Source organism: Bradyrhizobium sp. CCGB20, assembly GCF_024199855.1.
Classification (GTDB): domain Bacteria; phylum Pseudomonadota; class Alphaproteobacteria; order Rhizobiales; family Xanthobacteraceae; genus Bradyrhizobium.
The window spans coordinates 4,060,724-4,079,639 of record NZ_JANADN010000001.1; the positions used below are offsets into that span (position 1 = coordinate 4,060,724).

Genomic DNA, 18,916 nt, shown 5'->3' on the forward strand with positions numbered 1-18,916 from the left:
CGAGGGCGCTAGCGCGTCCGCGGCGTGTCCAGCAGTTGCCCCGCCAGCGCCGCACCGATCGCCGCGATCGCAGCCATTGCGAGCGCCCACGGGACGAACAGCCGATGACCGATTAGCGCGCCGCTCAGCAAGGGCGCGCTGATATTCGCGCCCGACATCAGCGACTGGTTGAGGCCCATGATCATGCCCTGGCGGTTGATCGCGGTGCTCCGCGACAATTCCGCCGTCAGCGTGCTGCGCGCGAACATGGTGCCGACGATGATCAGTGTCAGGTTGATTGCGAGCAGGCCGACATTGTCGCGCGCCGCAAGACCTGCAAATCCGATGCCCATGCAGGCGAATGCCGCTATCACGATGCTGCGGTCAGAGACGATCAGGCTCACGCGCGTGATGAGAAGCCCTTGGACCACCATGCTGAGGAATCCGGCATAGGCGAACATCCAGCCGAGCTCGCGTGCGCCGAAGGGATGTCCGTCCCAGGAGAACCGCGCCGATAGGAACAGGCCGATCTGCGACAGGAACATCGAGTTGACGAAGAAGAATACGATGAGCAGGCCGAGCAGCCGCCAGGCGTAGCGTAGGCCGAGCAGGCTGCGCATCCGCGTCGGCTCGGGCGTGAGGTGCTGGTGGAGCGGCTCGGACGCCGGGTGATCCGGCGGGAGCAGGGCGATCGTCGCGACGATGCTGATCAGCGAGAGCGCTGCTGCGGCCCAGACCGGCGCGGTCTGGCCGTAATGCACCAGAAAGCTCGACAGTGCCGGGCCGAGCAGAAGTCCGGTCCCGATCGCGCCGCTGGTCATGCCGAGCGCCTGCTTCCGGGTCGCTGGCGCACTGTGCTCCGCGGCGTAGGCGTGTGCGACCGAGATGTTGCCTGACGTCAGGCCGTCGATGATACGCGCCAGGAACACCAGCGTCAGATTGCCGGCCAGCGCGAGCAGCACGAACCCGATCAGCGTTCCGATCTGGCTGACCACCAGAACCTTCCTCCGCCCGTAGCGATCCGAGAGCATGCCGACCGCGGGGCCGGCAACAAGCTGGCAGGCGGCATAGACCGAGATCAGCGCGCCGAGCAGGAAGGGCGTTGCGCCGAGCCGCTGCGAATAGAACGGCAGCAGCGGCAGAATGATGCCCATGCCGGTGGCATCCACGGCCACGACGACGAAGGTCGGAAGCAGCGTGAGCGCGCTCTCGCCCGCCATCGCCTCCCGTGCCCCGGTCGCGGAACCCGATGCCATCTGCGTGGTCCTCGTTCGCTTTTGCGTGATCGATCCGAATATACGAGGCTATATAGTTGCAGGCTAATAGTTTGCGTCCTATCTAATTTGCATGGCTCCCTCGCAGGCTCATATCCAAGCCGAGATCGGCCGGCTCATCGCGCGCCTGGCCCGCGTCTGGCGCCGCGAGTCCGATCAGGCGCTCTCCGATCACGGGCTGTCCTATGCGACCGCGATCCCGCTGCTGGTGCTGTCGCGGCAGGGCGAGAACGTGCGGCAGGGCGTGCTCGCCGACGAGCTCGGCATCGAGGGGCCGTCGCTGGTCCGCCTGATCGATCTGCTCCAGGCCGAGGGGCTGGTTGAACGCCGCGAGGATCCGAGCGACCGCCGTGCCAAAACGCTACATCTGACGAAAGCGGGCGAGGCCAAGGTCGAGGAGACCAACCGGATCTTGCGGCGCGTTCGGGCAAGCCTGCTGAGGGATATCGGGCCCGAGGAACTTGCGATAACCTTCGAGACTCTTCAGCGCATCGAGCAGCGCGCCAGTCGCCTGCAGGACACCAAGACCGGTCCAGAGACGAAATAGCATGCGTGCGCAAGAGCCGTTCCTGGTCCGCCACGCGGACCTCATTTTTGCTTTGAAGACGTTTGCCGCGTCGATCCTGGCGCTCGTCATCGCGCTCGCCATGGACTTGCCGCGGCCCTATTGGGCGATGGCGACGGTCTACATCACTTCGCAGCCGCTGGCGGGCGCGACCAGCTCGAAGGCGTTCTTCCGCGTGATGGGTACGCTGGCCGGCGCCATCATGACGGTGGCGCTGGTTCCGAACCTGATCAATGCACCCGAGCTCCTGTGCCTTGCCATCGCGCTCTGGGTTGGGCTGTGCCTTTATCTGTCGCTGCTGGATGGCACGCCGCGCAGCTACGTCTTCATGCTGGCGGGATACACGGTCGCGCTGATCGGCTTTCCGTCGGTCTCCGAGCCCGGTGCCATCTTCGATACCGCCGTTGCGCGGGTGGAGGAGATTTCCCTCGGCATCATCTGCGCGAGCCTCGTCTCCACCATCGTCTTTCCTCGCAGCGTCGCGCCGGCTGTCGCCAACCGCGTCGACGCCTGGCTGTCGGATGCGCAGCGCCTGAGCGAGGCGGTGCTGCTTCGTCAGGGAACGAGCGAAACGCGCCGCGGCAGGCGACTGAAGCTTGCGACCGACATCGTCGAGATCGACACGCTTTCCACCCATCTTGCGTATGACCGGCTGACCGATCGCAATGCGGTGACTGGCCTCGCCGAGATCCGGCTGCGCATGCTGATGCTTCTGCCGGTGATCGCCTCGCTGGAGGATCGGCTGGCCGCGCTGGGGGAGGAGGCGCTGCGCCGGCAGCCCGAGCTGAAGCGGCTGCTGGAGGATCTGGCGCAGTGGATTGCCCGCGACGTCGGCGCGCGGCTGCCGGCAAAGCGGATCCGCGCCGAGATCGCAGAGCGTCAGGCGGTGCTCGACGACAGCACGTCATGGGAGCGGATCATCACCACGAGCCTGCTGCTGCGGCTGCGCGAGCTGGTCGACCTCTCGCGAGACTGCCGCGCGCTGAGCGAGGCCATCGCCGGGAGCCACGATGTTTCAACGCTCGATCTGGCCTTCCATTCGGAGGCCGGTGCCGCGCCGGTGCGCCATCGCGACCGCGGCCTTGCCTTGTGGTCGGCGGCCGGCGCGGCCACGGCGATCCTGATCTGCTGCGCATTCTGGATCGGGACCGGCTGGCCGGACGGCGCGTCGGCACCGATGATGGCGGCGGTCGCGTGTTCCTTCTTTGCCGCACAGGATGAGCCCGCGCGTTTTATCCGCAGTTTCGGCCTGTGGTCGCTGGTCGCCATCGTGGTCGTGGCGATCTACCTGTTCGCGCTGGTGCCTGCGATCTCCCATCTCGAGGTGCTGGTTCTCGCGCTGGCGCCGACCTTCCTGCTCTACGGCTTCCTGATCGCGCGACCGGCAACGGCTGGCACCGGCATGGCGCTCGCGGCCAACACCGCAACGCTGCTGGCGCTGCAGTCGACCTACAGCGCGGATTTCGCATCCTACGCCAACTCCGCGGTCGCGTTCTTTGTCGGCGTCGCCATCGCCGAGCTCGTGACCCGGATCGCGCGCGGCGTGGGCGCCGAGTGGATCGCCAATCGCCTGGTGCTGTCGAGCTGGAAGACGCTCGCGGTCGCTGCCGAACGCCGCGGCAAGCGCGATCGGGCGGAATTTGCGGGCCTCATGCTGCACCGGCTCGGTCTTCTGGTGCAGCGGATCGCCTTTCTGTCCGAAAGCGATCGCCGCGACACGGACAGCCTTGTCCAGCTGCGCATCGGCCTGAACATCATCGATCTGCGACGCGCCCGCTATGGCCTGGCGGCATCGACCATTGCCGTCATCGACGACATGCTCGACCAGCTGGCCATCGCCTGCCGCAAATATACGGGCGATGGAATGCCGTTCGAGCTTCTGGCAAGCGTCGATCAGGCGCTGGCCCGGGCGGTGAAGGATCCCAACGACAAAGCGCGCGAGGATGCCCTGATCGGCCTCGTCGGCATAAGGCGCGGCCTGTTTCCGGACGCGCCGGCCTATCGACCGCGTGCAGGCGAGAGTGTTGCGGCATGAGATACCAGATCGACATCTACGGCGTGCTCGTGCCGGCGCTGCTGCTGTGGATCATCGTCGCTTACGCCCTGAGCGCGCTTCTGCGCCGGCTCATGCAACGCTTCGACCTCTATCGTCTGGTCTGGCACCGCGCGCTGTTCGATTTCGCGATTTTCGTCTGTCTTCTCGGCGGCGTCGTCTACCTCTCGGAGTTTCTGCCATGAAAGGGAATGTCGCCTGGCTTGGCCGCATTGCGCTGACCGTCCTCGCCGTTGTTGCCGCGCTCGCGGTCGGCCGCGAACTTTGGGTCTACTACATGGAGCAGCCCTGGACCCGCGATGGCCGGGTCCGCGCCGACGTGGTGCAGGTCGCGCCCGATGTGTCGGGCTTCGTGACCGAGGTGCTGGTCAAGGACAACCAGAAGGTCCACCGCGGCGACGTGCTGTTCAAGATCGACCGCGAACGTTTCGCGCTGGCGCTGCGGCAGGCCGATGCGTCGGTGGCCGGTCATCAGGCCACCCTCGATCAGGCCAATGCCGATTTGAAGCGCTACAGCGCGCTGACGACGGACGCGGTATCGCAGCAGAAGCAGGAGCAGGTTCTGGCGACCCAGCTTCAGGCCAAGGCGGCGTTCGATCAGGCCGTCGCCGACCGCGCGGTCGCCCAGCTCAACCTCGATCGCAGCGAGGTCCACGCTTCCGTGAACGGCGTCATCACCAACATGGATCTGCGTCCCGGCGCCTACGTCACGGCCGGCAAAGGCGTCATGGCGCTCGTCGACGCCGACACGCTGCACGTGGAGGGCTATTTCGAAGAGACGAAGCTCGCGCGCATTCGCATCGGCGACAAGGTGCAGGTTCGTCTGATGGGCGAGAAGGTCACGCTGTCAGGCCATGTCGAGAGCATCGCCGCCGGTATCGAGGACCGCGACCGTGCCGACGGCGCCAGCCTGCTTGCCAACGTCAACCCGACCTTCAGCTGGGTGCGTCTCGCCCAGCGCGTGCCCGTGCGCATTGCGCTGGACCCTGTGCCTGAGGGCATGTCGCTCGTTGCGGGACGTTCGGCGACGGTGGAGGTATTGGACTAACGCAGCGAGCAGATGGATCGCACTTGGTCTGGGGAAAACCGGCAACGAGCGTTTCAATGCCAAATCGTAGAGCTAATCCTGACTCGCGTGTGTGAGTCGGGGAGCTGTATGGGCGTTTGGTTTTTAGTCCTAGCGGTCTGCGTCGTCGGCGCGTTGCTCCTTTTGGCATTCTGCCGATAGGGCCGACAGCGGATGCACTTGTTGCCGCGAAGCATCAGCGAGACGCTGAATAGCGGTTCCAGACCGATGGTTTTTGACTGTGCATGGATGAGCGCGTTCACTTCCGGGATCGGAGGCGGACGTGAGTTGGTTGCTCGTATTTCTCATTGCCGCGAGCGCAGTCGTTCTGATCGCTCATGCGATTGATGCGATGCGCTCCTGATAATCCCTGTGCCACGTTTTCGTCGGTAGCCCTGTACGCGACGAGAATGTTCCAGCGCGGACGAGTGTCAATTTGAGGAACGTGGCCTGTAGGCCAAGGTTGTCACAGCAGGAGGAATACGATCATGCTTGCTTTCTATCTGCCGATCATCATTTTCGGAGCGATACTCGAAGCAATTTCGAAGCAGAGTGCGTCTGCGTCCATCGAGGAGACGCCGAGCTTCGATTAGACTCCGATTCGCATGCGAAGGCTCCAGTCTGACGAGCCCACGGCTCGTTAGGCATTCGAGTACTTCTTCAGCTCGAACCGCGCGATCTGGTTCCTGTGGACCTCGTCCGGTCCGTCGGCGAGACGCAGCAGGCGCGCGGTCGCGTAGGCCTGGGTCAAGCCGAAATCGTTCGACGTGCCGCCGCCGCCATGGGCCTGGATGGCCCAGTCGATGATCTGGCAGGCCATGTTGGGCACGGCGACCTTGATCATCGCGATCTCGGCTTTCGCCACCTTGTTGCCGACCGTGTCCATCGCGTAGGCGGCGTTGAGCGTCAGCAGCCGGGCCTGCTCGATCATGATGCGGGCTTCCGCGATGCGCTCCTGCGTCACTGTCTGCTCCGAGACCGGCTTGCCGAAGGCGACGCGGCTGCGGACGCGGCGGCACATCTTTTCTAGCGTGCGTTCGGATAGACCGATCAGCCGCATGCAATGATGGATGCGGCCGGGGCCAAGGCGACCCTGCGCGATCTCGAAGCCGCGGCCTTCGCCGAGCAGCATGTTCTCCTTCGGCACTCGCACGTTGGTGAAGATCACCTCGGAGGCCCGATCGGGTACGCCGTAGAAGCCGAACACGGGCAGGGGGCGTTTGACCTCGATGCCGGGCGTGTCCATCGGCACCAGGATCATCGACTGCTGCTTGTGGCGGTCCGCATTGTCGGGATCGGTCTTGCCCATGAAGATGCAGATCTTGCAGCGCGGGTCAGTCGCATTGGTCGTGTACCATTTACGTCCGTTGATGACGTAATGGTCGCCGTCGCGCACGATCGAGCTTTCGATGTTGGTCGCGTCGGACGAGGCCACCGCCGGCTCGGTCATGGCGAAGCAGGAGCGGATCTCACCGGCGAGGAGCGGCTTCAGCCAGCGCTCCTTGTCCTTCTCCGTGCCGTAGCGCTCCAGCACCTCCATGTTGCCGGTGTCGGGCGCCGAGCAGTTGAACACTTCGGGCGCCAGATGCGAGCGCCCCATCACCTCGCAGAGCGGGGCGTATTCGAGATTGGTGAGACCGGCGCCGTGGGCGGACTCCGGCAGGAACAGATTCCAGAGGCCTTCGGCGCGCGCCAGCGGCTTCAGCTCCTCCACGACGGGATAGACCTTCCACGGCCCGAGCTCTTCCGCCTCGCGATAGAAGCGCTCCTCGTTCGGATAGATGTGCCGGTCCATGAAACTCTCGAGCTTGCGCTTGAGCTCGACGACCTTGGGCGACATTGGGTACAGCATCTCTCTGGTCTCCTTGATCGATCGGCCGTGGACTACCCTATTTCGAGATAGTCCGGTCCCGGCAGCTTGGGGAACGGCGCCGTCGGCAGCGTCTGGTACCAGAACGCGACCGAGGCGATGTCGTCCTGCAGCGGAAGATATTTTGCTTCCTTGACGCCCGGCAGCCAGCCGAGCGCCTGGATCGTCACGCGCAGGTCGGAGCGGAAGCGCACGGGATCGGGGATGTGCCAGCGGTACATGCCGAATCGCTGCTGCGATTTGTAGACGCCGTCGGGGCGGATCACCTGCGGCAGGCCCGCATAGGGCGTTGTGAACTCGACGTAGCGGGATTGACCCTGGCCCGCATGCGCGACATGGGGATCGAAATTATAGGCGCCGCAAAAATAATCCTCGGTGCCGGTACCGCAGATGGTCGGGAACGCGCCGTCGCCGTCGATGAAGAACTTGATCTCGCCTTCGCCCCACCAGCCGTTGTTGTTCACGCCCCAGGCCATGTAGGTGCCGACATAATGGCCGCTGCCGCTGACGCCGTCGAGGATGGTGTAGACGTCCTTATAGGGTAGCGGATTGGTGCGCCGGAACTGCGCGTGAAAGTACGCGCATTCTTCCGGAACGTCGGTCAATGTGTAGTTGATCTGGTAGTAGGCGGTGAGCTGCTCCTCGCTTCGGTTCTCCAGAGTGAAGCGCGCGCGCTTGCGGAACGGCATTTCCCAGTAGCAGTTGAAGGCGCGGCCGGGATTGACGCAGACCGCGAGCGAGGACACCTGCGCGAACTCCTCCCATCCGCAGGCGAAGAAATCACCGGCCGGACATTCCACGCTTGGCAGCTCCTGGTCGTCCCAATAGACGCGCAGGATCGAATGGCGCAGCCGCCCGCGCGCCAGGGTCATCCAGATTTGCTGGATCGCGCCCTGGCCCTCGATGTCGGCGAGCGTGAAGGTCGCGCCCGGTTCGATGACGACGTAAGGAGAGACTTTCCAGCCCTGGCCGAGATCGCGGGCCTGGCGCGCGGCGGCACCGTCGACCGACATGCCGCCCTTGCCCTTTTCGCCGGTAAAATTCTCGGGGCTGATCGAGCGCGTCTGCGCGTTCGACAGGCGCGACAGATTGCCGAGATGCAGGCCCAATCCGGAAAACGCCATGGTGTCCTCGATAAGGGATTAGCGACGTTCCGATATATCGCCCGCGAATCTACCAAAAGATGAAGACCGCGCACGGAATTGTCCGCACGCGATCAGGTGTCGTCATGCGACGCGGTACTCCCTGAACTTCTCGCGCAATGCGGATTTGAGCACCTTGCCGGTGCCGGTCATGGGGAATTCATCCAGAAATTCGACGGCATCCGGCAGCCACCAGCTCGCGATCCTGGGACGCATGTGGTCGAGCAGCGTCTTGCCGTCGACGGTCGCGCCCTTCTTGCGGACGACGAGGAGCAGGGGGCGCTCCTGCCATTTCTCGTGGTTGATCGCGACCACGGCGGCTTGAAGCACATCGGGGTGCGACAGGGCGACGTCCTCGAGCTGAATCGAGGAGATCCACTCGCCGCCGGACTTGATCACGTCCTTGGAACGGTCGGTGAGCGTGACGTGGCCTTGTGCGTCGATCACCGCCATGTCGCCGGTGATCAGCCAGCCGTCGCGGTCGAGGCCTTCATCTAACTTCATGTAGCCGGAGGCGACCCACGGACCGCGGGCGCGCAGATGTCCGACGGCCTTGCCGTCGCGCGGCAGCTCGTTGCCGCCGTCGTCGACGATGCGCAAGGCGGTGCCGAAGCAGGCCCGGCCCGACACCTGGCGCCGGTCGAACTTCTCCTTGTCGCCGAGATGCTCGGAGCCCGGCCGCAAGCTTGGCATCGAGCAGCCCAAGGCCTCGGTCATGCCCCAGGCCTGGATGTAGTCGATGTCATAGTCGCGCTTGAGCTTCTCGACCATGGCGCGCGGCGGCGCCGATCCGGACGACAACGTCGCGCGCAACGTCGAGAATTTGTTGCCGGTGCGGCCGAGCCAGTCGAGCAGGATCAGCCAGAAGCTCGGTACGCCCGCCGACAGCGTGACCTTCTCGCCTTCAAGCAGCTCGTAGAGCTTGTCGGGCTCGTAGTTGCGGCCGGGCAGCACCAGCTTCGACCCTGTGTAAGGCGCGGTGAACGGCATGTTCCAGCCGTTGCCGTGGAACAGCGGCGCCATCGGCATCATCACCTCGCGCACGCCTTCGACATGTCCCGGCAGGAAATCGAAATTGCAGCAGGTCATGGTCTGCAGGATCGCGGCGCGGTGCGAGTAGATCACGCCCTTCGGATTGCCCGTCGTGCCCGACGTATAGCAGATGGTGGACGCGGATTTCTCGTCGAACTCGGGCCAGGCGAAGCCGGCGTCGTTTTCGCGTCCCAGCAGCTCCTCGTAGCAATGGACGTTCGCAAGCTTCGTCTCCGGCATCCGCTCGCGCGAGGACATCACGACGAAGGCCTCGATCGTCTTCAGCTGCGGCGCGATCGCCTCGACGAGCGGCAGCGTGGCGCGGTCGATGAACAGCAGCCGGTCTTCGGCGTGGTTGATGATGTAGACGAGCTGCTCGGGAAACAGCCTGGGATTGATGGTGTGCAGCACATAGCCCATGCCCGGCGCGGCGTAGAACATCTCGAAATGACGGTGCGTATTCCAGGCCAGCGTGCCGACGCGGTCACCACGCTTCATGCCGAGCCGTTTCAGGGCCAGCGCCATGCGCTTGATGCGCGGATGGGCATCCGCATAGGTGTAGCGATGGATGTCGCCCTCGATCTCGCGCGCGACGATCTCGGCTTCGCCGTGATAGTCGGCGGCATACTGGATCAGGCCGCTGATCAGAAGCGGCATGTCCATCATCAATCCCTGCATGGTCTCCTCCAGACCGCCGCGTCGTTGCGCGGCATACGCTTGTGATTTACGCGTGAGGTTAGCGGAACGTCACGCGGCATTCACGCAAAAAGCATTGGACGTGATTGCATGCGTCACTTTTTCGGGGCTAACTAACCTGAGCTGCCGGCGAAGCAGCGTTCGCCGTGGAGGAAGTGGATGTCAGCGGAAAGACACAAGACCGGTGCAACCGGCGAATCTAGGGTCGACATTGAGGCACTCCGTGCGCGCTATCGCGACGAGCGCGACCGCCGCCTGCGCACCGAGGGCAAGGCGCAATATGTCGAAGTCACAGGCGATTTCGGCCGCTACCTCGACGATCCCTGGGCCGATCCCGGATTTGCACGCGCACCTCTGAGCGAACAGACCGAAGTGCTCATCGTCGGCGGCGGCTTCGGCGGCCTCTTGTGCGGCGCTCGCCTGCGCGAAGCCGGCATCGATGATTTCCGGATCGTGGAAAAGGCCGCCGATTTCGGCGGCACCTGGTACTGGAATCGATACCCCGGTGCCGCCTGCGACACCGAGAGCTACATCTACCTGCCGCTGCTGGAAGAGACCGGCTACATGCCGGTGCGCAAATATGCGCGGGCGCCCGAAATCTACGAACACTCCCGCCGCATCGGCCGGCACTTCAGCCTGTATGAGCGGGCGCTGTTTCAGACCGTGATCTCGCGGGTGGAATGGCAGGAAGACGAGGCACGCTGGCTGGTGGAGACTGATCGCGGCGATCGCATCGACGCGCGCTTCGTCATCCTGGCCGGCGGCCCGCTGAGCCGTCCGAAGCTGCCGGGCATTCCCGGCATTGAAACCTTCAAGGGCCATAGCTTCCACACCAGCCGCTGGGACTATGACTACACCGGCGGGACATCTGAAGGCGGGCTCGCCGGTCTTTCAGACAAGCGCGTCGGCATCATCGGTACCGGTGCGACTGCCGTGCAATGCGTGCCGCATCTCGGCCGCTCGGCGAAGGAGCTCTACGTCTTCCAGCGCACGCCATCGGCGATCGGCGTGCGCGACGACCGTCCGACGGACGCAACCTGGGCGCAGAGCCTCAAGCCCGGCTGGCAGCGCGAGCGCATGGACAATTTCACCGCGGTGATCTCGGGTGAGCCGTTCGAACAGGATCTGGTGCAGGATGGCTGGACCGGCCTGCTCGGGGAGATCCTGCTCGCGCCGCGCCGCCAGCCGCAGCCGGTGACCTCGATGGAGGAGGCGCTGAAGGTCATCGAGCAGGCCGACTACCGCAAGATGGAAGAGATCCGCGCGCGCGTCGATACGGTCGTGAAGGACGAAGCAGCCGCGGCAGCGCTCAAACCCTGGTACAAGGCGTTCTGCAAGCGGCCGTGCTTCCACGACGAATATCTCGACACCTTCAATCGTCCCAACGTGCATCTCGTCGACACCAGGGGGCAGGGCGTCGAGCGCATCACCGAGAACGCCGTCGTAGTCGACGGCAAGGCCTACGAGCTCGACTGCCTGATCCATGCCAGCGGCTTCGAGGTCGGCACCGATTACGCGCGCCGCATGGGTTTCGAGGTTTACGGTCGCGACGGCATGAGCCTGTCCGAGCGATGGCGCGACGGCGTCAAGACGTTGCACGGCTTCTACAGCCGCGGCTTCCCGAATTGCTTCCTGATCGTCACGGTGCAGGCCGGCCAGAGCGCCAATTTTCCGCACATCATCGACGAGCAGTCGCAGCACATCGCCTATGTGATCGCCGAGGCGCGCAGGCGCAAAGCGCGAACCCTGGAGCCGACGCTCGCCGCCGAGAACGCCTGGGTCGACGAAGTCGTCAAGGCCGCGCTCGGCCGCCAAACCTATCTCGCCGAATGCACGCCGGGCTACTACAACAACGAGGGCGTGTTCGATCCGATCGCGGCGCGAAACAGCCAGTACTGGCGCGGGCCGGTGGCGTTCCTCCGGCTGCTCGCCAGGTGGCGCAAGGAAGGCAATCTGGACGGGCTGGAATTGACTTCCGGCGGGCCGGCTTGACCGGCATGATCCCGGCTCCGACGGGCGCGACGCGGCTCTGCGTCATCATCGGCGATCCCATCGCGCAGGTGCGTTCGCCGGCTGGCGTAACAGCCGCCTTCGCCGCGCGCGGCCATGACGGCATTCTCGTGCCGGCCCAGGTTTCGGCTGCAGACCTTGCTGATTTTCTCTCTGTGGCGACACGGCTGAAGAATCTCGACGGTATCGTCGTGACCATTCCGCACAAATTTGCCTGCTACCAGGCCTGCGCAAGCGCGACGGAGCGCGCGCATTTCCTGGGCACCGTGAACCTGATGCGCCGCCGCGCCGACGGCGCATGGCATGGCGATATGGTCGATGGCCTCGGTTTCGTCGGTGCGGCGCGGGCGAGGGGGATCGATCCCCGGGGCATGCGGGCACTGCTCGTCGGCGCCGGCGGCGCGGGATCGGCGATCGCACTTGCGCTGGTCGAGGCCGGCGTGAGCGATCTCGCAGTTCACGACAGCGCGACTGGGCGCCGCGACGGGCTGATCGGCCGGCTCAACGGGCTCGGCAAGGCGCCCGTGCGGATCGGCTCGGAGGACCCGGCCGGCTTCGATTTTGTTGCCAATGCGACCCCCGCGGGGATGAAGCATGGCGACCCGCTGCCGGTCGATGTCGCGCGGCTTGCGCCGTCGGCCTATTGCGGCTGTGTCATCACAAAGCCCGAGATCTCGCCCTTTATCGCGGCGGCCAGAAAGGCCGGCTGCGTGACGGGCACCGGCACGGACATGTACGAGCAGCACCAGGGCATCATGGTGGACTTCCTGCTTGGCCGCGACGGCTAAGAATAGGCGCCTTGCCCCGTGTCAAGGCGTCCATTGCGACGGGTGGGGCTTGAGCGATCGGGGCCGACGTAGGATCATGCGCCCGCGCGAGCCGGTCGCGCACCTTTAAGCGAGAGGACCAAGGAATGACCAAGGGCAGGACCGTTGCGACGGCCATGATTGGCGCTGCCGCGCTGCTTCTCTCGCTGGCGCCCATGTCGCTGATATCCATGGCCGAGGCTGCGCAATGCGGCAGCTCGCCGGCGGGTTTTGAGGCCTGGAAGCGCGAGTTCAGCGCGGAGGCGCAGGGCAAGGGCGTCGGCCAGACCGCGCTCTCGGCGCTGATGCAGACCAATTACGCCAGTGCCACGATCGCAGCCGACCGCGGGCAGCGCAGTTTTTCGCTGACGCTCGACCAGTTCCTCGCCAAGCGCGGCGCCACCACCATCGTCGCCAAGGGGCGGCAGCTCAAGCAGTCGCAGGCCGCCTTGTTCGCCTCGATCCAGCAGCGCTACGGCGTCCCGCCCGGGCCGCTGATCGCGATCTGGGGCATGGAGACCGGATTTGGCAGCCAGCGTGGCAACCAGAACATGCTGTCGTCGATCGCGACCCTTGCCTATGACTGCCGCCGTCCCGAATTCTTCACCGACCAGCTCTATGCCGCCCTCAAGCTGATCGACCGCGGCACGCTGTCGGGGGCGACCCGCGGCTCCATGCATGGCGAGGTCGGCCAGACCCAATTCATGCCCAAGAACATCCTGGCCTATGGTACCGGCAATCTGGAGGTTGCCGCCAATGCGCTGAACTCGACGGCGAATTTCCTGAAAGCGCATGGCTGGCGCGCAGGAGCCGGTTACCAGCCGGGCGAGCCGAATTTTGCCGCGATCGAGGCCTGGAATGCCGCCGGCGTCTATCAGAAGGCAATCGCCCTGATGGGACGGCAGATCGACGAGGGCGGTGGGGCGGCGGCCTCGCGTTAATCGGTTCAGCAAGGCGTGATGCGGCAGCACGAGAAAGTTGTTGCCATCAGGAACTGAGGGCACGAGGTTTGCTTTGATCAGGTTCGGGGCTGGGCATGAGGAGACTCAAGATGGCAACCCAGATCGTGATGGACCAGACTGGCGATACGCGCCACGAGTTTGATCCTGGCAATGCCGAAGCGCTGGCGCGAGCCGAACAGCGCTTTCGTGAGCTGACCGGAGCCGGCTTCACCGCCGCCTATCGAACCGGCCCCGGTGAAGTCACCCGTATCAAGTCATTCGATCCGACCGCGCAGGAAACACTGTTCTATCCCCGCCTGGTCGGCGGTTGATCTGAGCTGCTCATGATTGCGGCAGTTTGGCTCCGTGCGCCGGCGCGTGCGCGTCTGCATGCGCTGCGCGAACTCTATCGGCGCTTCTTCGGCGAGAACACGCCGGATGCCCGCGGCCGCCGGCTTTTGGCCGACTGGCTGTCGCCGGCGCAGCGCGCGCAATTCGAGCAGCATCGGTATTTCGATGTCATCGGCTGCGATACCGGCAAGACGTATCGCATCCACTACGGCACGGCCGCCAATGTTCATGAAATCGACGACGAAGGACATGCGATGATGGGATGGTGCTTCGTCCCGTCAGGCTTTCTCGTGCCCGGCGACGTGATGCTGGCGCAGAAGATCGCACTCGAGACCGACGAGAACGCAGCAATCGCGCTCGCCAACCGGTTTCCGCCGGCAACGCATTCGGAGCACTTCTACCGGCGCCCGTTCTAGGGCCGGAGCATACGGGCACGCCTTGGTTCACCTCTCCCTTCGGGGAGGTGAAGCGAGCGCCCGCGAAGACTTCCGATCAGGAGTGCGTGGTGCGATAGGCGTCCAGCGCATGCGCCGCGAAGACACCGACGCTGCAAAGGGCGAGCAGGGCTGAGATCAGCTCGATCATAGCTCATCCCCCCGTAGTGACTGGGAGACGAGGCTCTGGCAGCAAGAATATTCCCGGATGAGGTCGAGGAAGAATTGCATGGTGGCCGTCCCTGTATGATTTTGACAACTAGATAACCGGCTATCTGTTTCAGGCGTGTTTCGTCGTTTTCGGAAACGGGTTTCGCGGGGAACCGGGGGCTAGTTTGTGCGCCGCAGACCCGCTAAATCCGCTCCTCCTCAGTCCCTTCAGCCGCGCCTCTCCGGCGGGCGGCACGTCAGATTGCGAGGCAAAATCATGGTGCAGGTCGAGTGGTTCGACGATCTTACCATCGGAATGCGGTTCAAATCCCCCGAGGTGCAGGTCACTGAAGCCGACATCAAGCGCTTTGCAGCCGAATTCGATCCGCAACCGATGCATCTCGACCACGAGGCGGCCAAGCAGACCCTGTTCAACGGGCTGGCTGCGTCGGGATGGCACACCGCCGCGATCGCCATGAACCTCGCGATCCAAGCCCGCCCGTTCGGCCCGCATCCGCTGATCGGCGCGGGCGTCGACGGCCTGCGCTGGACCATTCCGGTGCGGCCCAATGACCGCCTGCATCTGGTCGGCGAGGTCATGAGCCTGACGCCGTCGAAGTCGAAGCCGCAGGGCATCGCGCTGGTGAAATGGACGATGTTCAACCAGAACGCCGAGGAAGTTTACACCTTCACCCCGATCGCGATCGTTCCGCGGCGGGTGTAAGGCCGGCGCCGTCTCAAGCTCTTGCGGGCCGCCGGGAGAGGTGGTCATCTCCGCGCGGGGACACGCTGGAGGCTGACATGAAACGATTCCTTCTTGCCGCTTTGCTGACCGCGGGCGCCCTGGGTGCAGCCGTCTCGAGCACCAGGCCGGTGCTCGCGCAGCAATCCAGGGTCGGCGACTGGACCATCGAGAAGCGCACGCAGGATACGCATTGCAATGCGAGCCGCGGCTACAAGGACAAGGAAGACGAGAACCGCGACTACGTCATCGTGATCACCTATTCCGAAAAGGCCATCGTGATCGTGATGATCTATGACGGTTGGGAGTGGGACAAGGTCGGCGAGATCCTCCGGGCCGATGTCGGCACCGACGACGCCGACATCATGAAGAAGGCGAAGTGGGAGGTCATGGACAAGACCACCGTGCGCGGCATCTTCGAATACGACCAGTCGATCATGGACAGGCTGTCGAAGGCCAGGCGTCTCTCGCTCGATTTCGAGGACGATGACGAGGACAGCATCGAGATGCAGATCCCGCGTGCCGGCGAGGCGCTCGCCGCGCTGAAGTTTTGCGAGGAGAACCGGAAGTAGATGGCCGACGACCGCGGTGATGCCGGCGGGAACTGGTGGCAACAAAACGCGGCAGCAGCGCGTGAGCGCGTGACACAACGCACACAGTCCGCGCGCTGTTCGTATTTATCCTAGTCTTTGGCGAAAACGTCCAAGCCGCACCCTGCGGTTGACGTTACGCAAGGACGATGTTCGATATTCCAGCATTTCGCTGCACTGCTTTTTCCTCGTCGAAGGCGACGGTCGACCGGTCTGTCGCCTCCACCGATTTTCAATGCGCGAGCCCCCTTTGCCGCCGGGGCAGCGCGCCGATCGCGTCGTCGCTGCGATGACGATCCTCCAGGCAAATCGATTTTCGTCGCTCGTCGGAGAGATCTACGATGCCGCGGCCGATCCTGCACTGCGCAGCGGCGCGCTGGAGCAGGTCTCATATTTTGTCGGCGGATGTGCCGCGACCATCCTGTCCCGCGATGCATCGAGGCTTTCGATCGAGATTCACCAGCATTTTGGCACCGAATCCCGCTTCCGCCAGCTCTATCGCGACAGATATGTCGAGCAAGATCCTCTGCTTGATCGCCACCTCGCTATCACTGCCGAGCAGACCATCGGCGTGACCGATGTCATGCCTCATGCGGATTTCGTGGTGACGAGCTTTTATCGCGAGTGGGTCGAGCCGCAGGGCGCGATCGATCTCGCGACCGTCACGCTCGAAAGGTCGGACACGCGCACCACGGTCTTGCAGGTGTTGCGCCACCGATCGCGTGGGCCCGTCGACGACGCGATGCGCGAGCGCATGCGGCTGCTCGCGCCCCACATCCAGCGTTCCAGGATCATGGGCCGGCAGATCCGGGCGCGCTCGCATACCGTGGACGATCTTGCCGAGGTCCTGGACGGTCTGAGCACGGCGATCTGCCTGCTCGACGCAGACGGCCGGGTCGTCCACGCCAACGCGGCGTGCCGGCAGTTGTTCGTCGATGCCAATCTGCTCGCAATGGTCGGTGACAGAATCGTCGCCCGTAACACCCAGACCGACAAAATATTCCGCGGCCTGTTTGAAATCGTCTCGGATTCTGGAGCTCATTCGAGCGGTCGCCGCCGGATCGAACTCGCGACGTCGGCCGATGGACAACACTATCTCATCCACGCCCTTCCTTTGAAGCGGGAGCGCAATCTGCCGCGCGATGTCGCGGCCACGGTGCTCCTCGTTCAGAGGGCGGCGATGCTGCCGTCGCTCGTGCCCGACGCGATCGCCTCGGCTTTTCGGCTGACGCCGTCGGAATTGCGCGTGCTGATGGCGATCGTCGAGATCGGCGGCGTGCCTGATATTGCGGCAAAGCTCGGCATTGCCGAGACGACGGTGAAGACGCATCTCGGCCGCCTGTTCGAGAAAACGGGAGCCGGCAGGCAGGCGGATCTCGTGAAGATCGCCGCCGGATTCACGGCGCCGTTTGCACGGCGGACGAGCAGCGACGACGCCGACGTGTGATTCATTTCACAGCGCGCGCCGTCGGACGATGCAATCTCAATCCATTGTGATGAGCGGGATCGTCAGGTCCTCCGAACGTAGGACGCATGTCGTTTGAGACTTTCGTATATGGCGCCACCTGGAATGAGAAGGGCAGCGTGCGCCACTGAACAATGCGCGCCGGCACCGGACGCGGGTGCGGAGAGACAGCAACGCGTGGCCGATCCTGTTCATCGGTTGGAGAGATTGCAGTGAGCGGCAAGGACGAATTTTCCATTCATAATGTTTCAACGGACCACATTCCCGAAGACGAGCGCGTGCCGCTGCTGCGCGAATTCTACTGCCGCGGCGTGCTGAAATCGGAGGTCGAGGCGACGGACGAAAAGCCGTTCGCGGCGAATCTCACGTCCCATAGTTCGCCGGATGCTCAATTGGTGATCGGCGGGCTGATCGGAGCGCGCGTCATCCGCACCAAGCAACTGGTCATCGACGGGAACGACAGCCTTGGCCTGATGGTCAACCGATCCGGCATCGTCGAAGTGTCTGCGCGAGGACGGGATCTGCGGCTGCATCCTGGTGACGCGGTTCTGACGAGTGCGGAGGACGTGACGATCTATGAGCGTCTCTCGCTTGGGAATTGTCTGTCGATACGTGTGCCGCGGCGGGTGCTGGCACCCCTGATCGTGGATATCGACGATGCCGTGATGCGCATCATTCCGGAGCATGCCGCCGGACTTCGGTTGCTGGTCGATTATGCGACGTCCCTGCTGCGGGAGCGCGCGTTCGCGGTGCCCGCGCTGCGCCAGCTTGGAGTTGCGCATATCCATGATCTGATGGCGCGCGTTCTCGGCGCGACGGATGAGGTTCACGAGCTGGCCGGGCGGCGCGGCGTCAGGGCCGCGCGGCTGCGCAAGGTGAAATCCTTCATCGTCAACCATTGCTGGCAGCAGGAGCTGTCGGTCGCGACCGTGGCGCAGGAATTCGGTGTGACCACGCGCTATCTTCAGCGTCTGTTCGAAGCCGACGGAAAGACGTTCTCGTCCTTCCTGACCGAGCAGCGTCTCAAGCGCGCCCATCGCATGCTGCGCGAGCCCGATTTCGCCGGGCGGCCGGTGAGCTCGATCGCCTACGACGTCGGCTTCGGCGATCTCTCTTATTTCAATCGCTGTTTCCGGCGGGCCTATGGCGCGACGCCAAGCGGCGTCAGGAGCGGCGAAGCTCTGTGAACGCGGGCGACTGAATCTCAGCAAACCGTCGGTTTCAATCAGGAAGGATTTGACATGACCCCGATCGCAGACGCGCGGGCGCGGCGGCGCCGGCAGTTGGAGTGTTGAATGCGCCGTTTCTTCTTTGATCTCCTGGTCGACAATGTCGTGAAGATCGATCCGGGCGGCATGGTCTTCGAGCAGGCCAAGGCCACGTTCGTCGTGGCCGACGAGATGGCGCGACATCTGTTCGTCTGGCGTGACGACCTGCGCGATCGCGATGCCTGGATCCGCGTCAGGGACAATGGCGGGCGCGAGATCTATCGCGCCGCGGTCTGGTCGGAGAACGCGGAGAAGGTCGGCTGGGACCAGGCGTAATCCGTTCGGGGGATGGTGTCGCAACTCTGCATCAGTGCGGCACGAAACCGGCATCAGTTCGTTTGAGGCTAAGACCCGGACGTATCAGTCCAAGTCGGAAGCGGCGCCGCTTTCTACCTTGGCGTTCAGCGAATCCAAATTCGCATGAGCTGGCGTCCTCCAGTCGAAGGAGGCCGCTGGCAATGTGGCTGTGCGCCGAGGGACCG

General features: G+C 64.2%; 18 protein-coding genes. 14 read left to right on the forward strand and 4 right to left on the reverse strand.

What is annotated here, in order from left to right; translation table 11 throughout:
* Positions 1-8 precede the first annotated feature (8 nt).
* Positions 9-1,235, reverse strand: coding sequence for an MFS transporter (locus NLM15_RS18570; protein ID WP_254118506.1), 1,227 nt, complete (start codon positions 1,233-1,235; stop codon positions 9-11).
* A 91-nt stretch (positions 1,236-1,326) separates the two neighbouring features.
* Between NLM15_RS18570 and NLM15_RS18575 the strand changes: the two genes are divergently transcribed.
* From NLM15_RS18575 to NLM15_RS18590, 4 genes are read left to right on the forward strand one after another with little or no spacing between them, the layout of a single operon-like run.
* Positions 1,327-1,800, forward strand: coding sequence for a MarR family winged helix-turn-helix transcriptional regulator (locus NLM15_RS18575; protein WP_254118507.1), 474 nt, complete (start codon positions 1,327-1,329; stop codon positions 1,798-1,800).
* Between the two features lies 1 nt (position 1,801).
* On the forward strand, positions 1,802-3,853 hold the full coding sequence (locus tag NLM15_RS18580; RefSeq protein ID WP_254118508.1) for an FUSC family protein: 2,052 nt from the start codon (positions 1,802-1,804) through the stop codon (positions 3,851-3,853).
* Positions 3,850-4,056 (forward strand): DUF1656 domain-containing protein, encoded by a 207-nt coding sequence (locus tag NLM15_RS18585; RefSeq protein ID WP_254118509.1) that lies wholly within the window; start codon positions 3,850-3,852, stop codon positions 4,054-4,056. Before NLM15_RS18580 ends, NLM15_RS18585 begins: the two co-directional genes overlap by 4 nt.
* Positions 4,053-4,919: an HlyD family secretion protein gene (locus tag NLM15_RS18590; RefSeq protein ID WP_254118510.1), complete on the forward strand. Its 867-nt coding sequence runs from the start codon at positions 4,053-4,055 to the stop codon at positions 4,917-4,919. The genes NLM15_RS18585 and NLM15_RS18590 overlap by 4 nt, the downstream gene beginning before the upstream one ends.
* A gap of 658 nt (positions 4,920-5,577) precedes the next feature.
* Here the strand turns inward: NLM15_RS18590 and NLM15_RS18595 are convergent.
* The 3 genes from NLM15_RS18595 to NLM15_RS18605 all read right to left on the reverse strand — a co-directional run bounded on the left by NLM15_RS18595 (position 5,578) and on the right by NLM15_RS18605 (position 9,659).
* Positions 5,578-6,789, reverse strand: coding sequence for an acyl-CoA dehydrogenase family protein (locus NLM15_RS18595; protein WP_254118511.1), 1,212 nt, complete (start codon positions 6,787-6,789; stop codon positions 5,578-5,580).
* A 32-nt stretch (positions 6,790-6,821) separates the two neighbouring features.
* On the reverse strand, positions 6,822-7,931 hold the full coding sequence (locus NLM15_RS18600; protein ID WP_254118512.1) for a glycoside hydrolase family 172 protein: 1,110 nt from the start codon (positions 7,929-7,931) through the stop codon (positions 6,822-6,824).
* A gap of 102 nt (positions 7,932-8,033) precedes the next feature.
* Positions 8,034-9,659 (reverse strand): long-chain fatty acid--CoA ligase, encoded by a 1,626-nt coding sequence (locus NLM15_RS18605; protein ID WP_254118513.1) that lies wholly within the window; start codon positions 9,657-9,659, stop codon positions 8,034-8,036.
* 177 nt (positions 9,660-9,836) lie between these two features.
* On the opposite strand from NLM15_RS18605, the gene NLM15_RS18610 reads away from it, so the two are divergent.
* From NLM15_RS18610 to NLM15_RS18655, 10 genes are all read left to right on the forward strand, one after another.
* Positions 9,837-11,669, forward strand: a complete 1,833-nt coding sequence (locus NLM15_RS18610) for an NAD(P)/FAD-dependent oxidoreductase (protein WP_254118514.1) — start codon at positions 9,837-9,839, stop codon at positions 11,667-11,669.
* 5 nt (positions 11,670-11,674) lie between these two features.
* Positions 11,675-12,475 carry a shikimate dehydrogenase gene (locus NLM15_RS18615; RefSeq protein ID WP_254124289.1) on the forward strand — a complete coding sequence of 267 codons (801 nt, stop codon included), beginning with the start codon at positions 11,675-11,677 and terminating at the stop codon, positions 12,473-12,475.
* A gap of 125 nt (positions 12,476-12,600) precedes the next feature.
* On the forward strand, positions 12,601-13,434 hold the full coding sequence (locus tag NLM15_RS18620; RefSeq protein ID WP_254118515.1) for a lytic transglycosylase domain-containing protein: 834 nt from the start codon (positions 12,601-12,603) through the stop codon (positions 13,432-13,434).
* 110 nt (positions 13,435-13,544) lie between these two features.
* Positions 13,545-13,766 carry a hypothetical protein gene (locus NLM15_RS18625; protein WP_211409289.1) on the forward strand — a complete coding sequence of 74 codons (222 nt, stop codon included), beginning with the start codon at positions 13,545-13,547 and terminating at the stop codon, positions 13,764-13,766.
* A gap of 12 nt (positions 13,767-13,778) precedes the next feature.
* Positions 13,779-14,201: a hypothetical protein gene (locus tag NLM15_RS18630; protein ID WP_254118516.1), complete on the forward strand. Its 423-nt coding sequence runs from the start codon at positions 13,779-13,781 to the stop codon at positions 14,199-14,201.
* A 445-nt stretch (positions 14,202-14,646) separates the two neighbouring features.
* On the forward strand, positions 14,647-15,093 hold the full coding sequence (locus NLM15_RS18635) for a MaoC family dehydratase (protein WP_254118517.1): 447 nt from the start codon (positions 14,647-14,649) through the stop codon (positions 15,091-15,093).
* Between the two features lie 77 nt (positions 15,094-15,170).
* Positions 15,171-15,683, forward strand: coding sequence for a hypothetical protein (locus NLM15_RS18640; RefSeq protein WP_254118518.1), 513 nt, complete (start codon positions 15,171-15,173; stop codon positions 15,681-15,683).
* 307 nt (positions 15,684-15,990) lie between these two features.
* Positions 15,991-17,148, forward strand: coding sequence for a LuxR C-terminal-related transcriptional regulator (locus tag NLM15_RS18645; RefSeq protein ID WP_254124290.1), 1,158 nt, complete (start codon positions 15,991-15,993; stop codon positions 17,146-17,148).
* 230 nt (positions 17,149-17,378) lie between these two features.
* Positions 17,379-18,353: an AraC family transcriptional regulator gene (locus NLM15_RS18650; RefSeq protein ID WP_254118519.1), complete on the forward strand. Its 975-nt coding sequence runs from the start codon at positions 17,379-17,381 to the stop codon at positions 18,351-18,353.
* Between the two features lie 108 nt (positions 18,354-18,461).
* Positions 18,462-18,710, forward strand: coding sequence for a DUF6894 family protein (locus tag NLM15_RS18655; RefSeq protein ID WP_254118520.1), 249 nt, complete (start codon positions 18,462-18,464; stop codon positions 18,708-18,710).
* Positions 18,711-18,916: the final 206 nt, after the last annotated feature.

Coding starts and splice junctions, on each gene's coding strand:
- NLM15_RS18640 (WP_254118518.1), top strand. CDS start 15,171: ATGAAACGATTCCTTCTTGCCGCTTTGCTGACCGCGGGCGCCCTGGGT.
- NLM15_RS18645 (WP_254124290.1), top strand. CDS start 15,991: ATGACGATCCTCCAGGCAAATCGATTTTCGTCGCTCGTCGGAGAGATC.
- NLM15_RS18570 (WP_254118506.1), bottom strand. CDS start 1,235: ATGGCATCGGGTTCCGCGACCGGGGCACGGGAGGCGATGGCGGGCGAG.
- NLM15_RS18600 (WP_254118512.1), bottom strand. CDS start 7,931: ATGGCGTTTTCCGGATTGGGCCTGCATCTCGGCAATCTGTCGCGCCTG.
- NLM15_RS18590 (WP_254118510.1), top strand. CDS start 4,053: ATGAAAGGGAATGTCGCCTGGCTTGGCCGCATTGCGCTGACCGTCCTC.
- NLM15_RS18620 (WP_254118515.1), top strand. CDS start 12,601: ATGACCAAGGGCAGGACCGTTGCGACGGCCATGATTGGCGCTGCCGCG.
- NLM15_RS18635 (WP_254118517.1), top strand. CDS start 14,647: ATGGTGCAGGTCGAGTGGTTCGACGATCTTACCATCGGAATGCGGTTC.
- NLM15_RS18610 (WP_254118514.1), top strand. CDS start 9,837: ATGTCAGCGGAAAGACACAAGACCGGTGCAACCGGCGAATCTAGGGTC.
- NLM15_RS18655 (WP_254118520.1), top strand. CDS start 18,462: ATGCGCCGTTTCTTCTTTGATCTCCTGGTCGACAATGTCGTGAAGATC.
- NLM15_RS18585 (WP_254118509.1), top strand. CDS start 3,850: ATGAGATACCAGATCGACATCTACGGCGTGCTCGTGCCGGCGCTGCTG.
- NLM15_RS18575 (WP_254118507.1), top strand. CDS start 1,327: ATGGCTCCCTCGCAGGCTCATATCCAAGCCGAGATCGGCCGGCTCATC.
- NLM15_RS18630 (WP_254118516.1), top strand. CDS start 13,779: ATGATTGCGGCAGTTTGGCTCCGTGCGCCGGCGCGTGCGCGTCTGCAT.
- NLM15_RS18595 (WP_254118511.1), bottom strand. CDS start 6,789: ATGCTGTACCCAATGTCGCCCAAGGTCGTCGAGCTCAAGCGCAAGCTC.
- NLM15_RS18580 (WP_254118508.1), top strand. CDS start 1,802: ATGCGTGCGCAAGAGCCGTTCCTGGTCCGCCACGCGGACCTCATTTTT.
- NLM15_RS18625 (WP_211409289.1), top strand. CDS start 13,545: ATGGCAACCCAGATCGTGATGGACCAGACTGGCGATACGCGCCACGAG.
- NLM15_RS18605 (WP_254118513.1), bottom strand. CDS start 9,659: ATGCAGGGATTGATGATGGACATGCCGCTTCTGATCAGCGGCCTGATC.
- NLM15_RS18615 (WP_254124289.1), top strand. CDS start 11,675: ATGATCCCGGCTCCGACGGGCGCGACGCGGCTCTGCGTCATCATCGGC.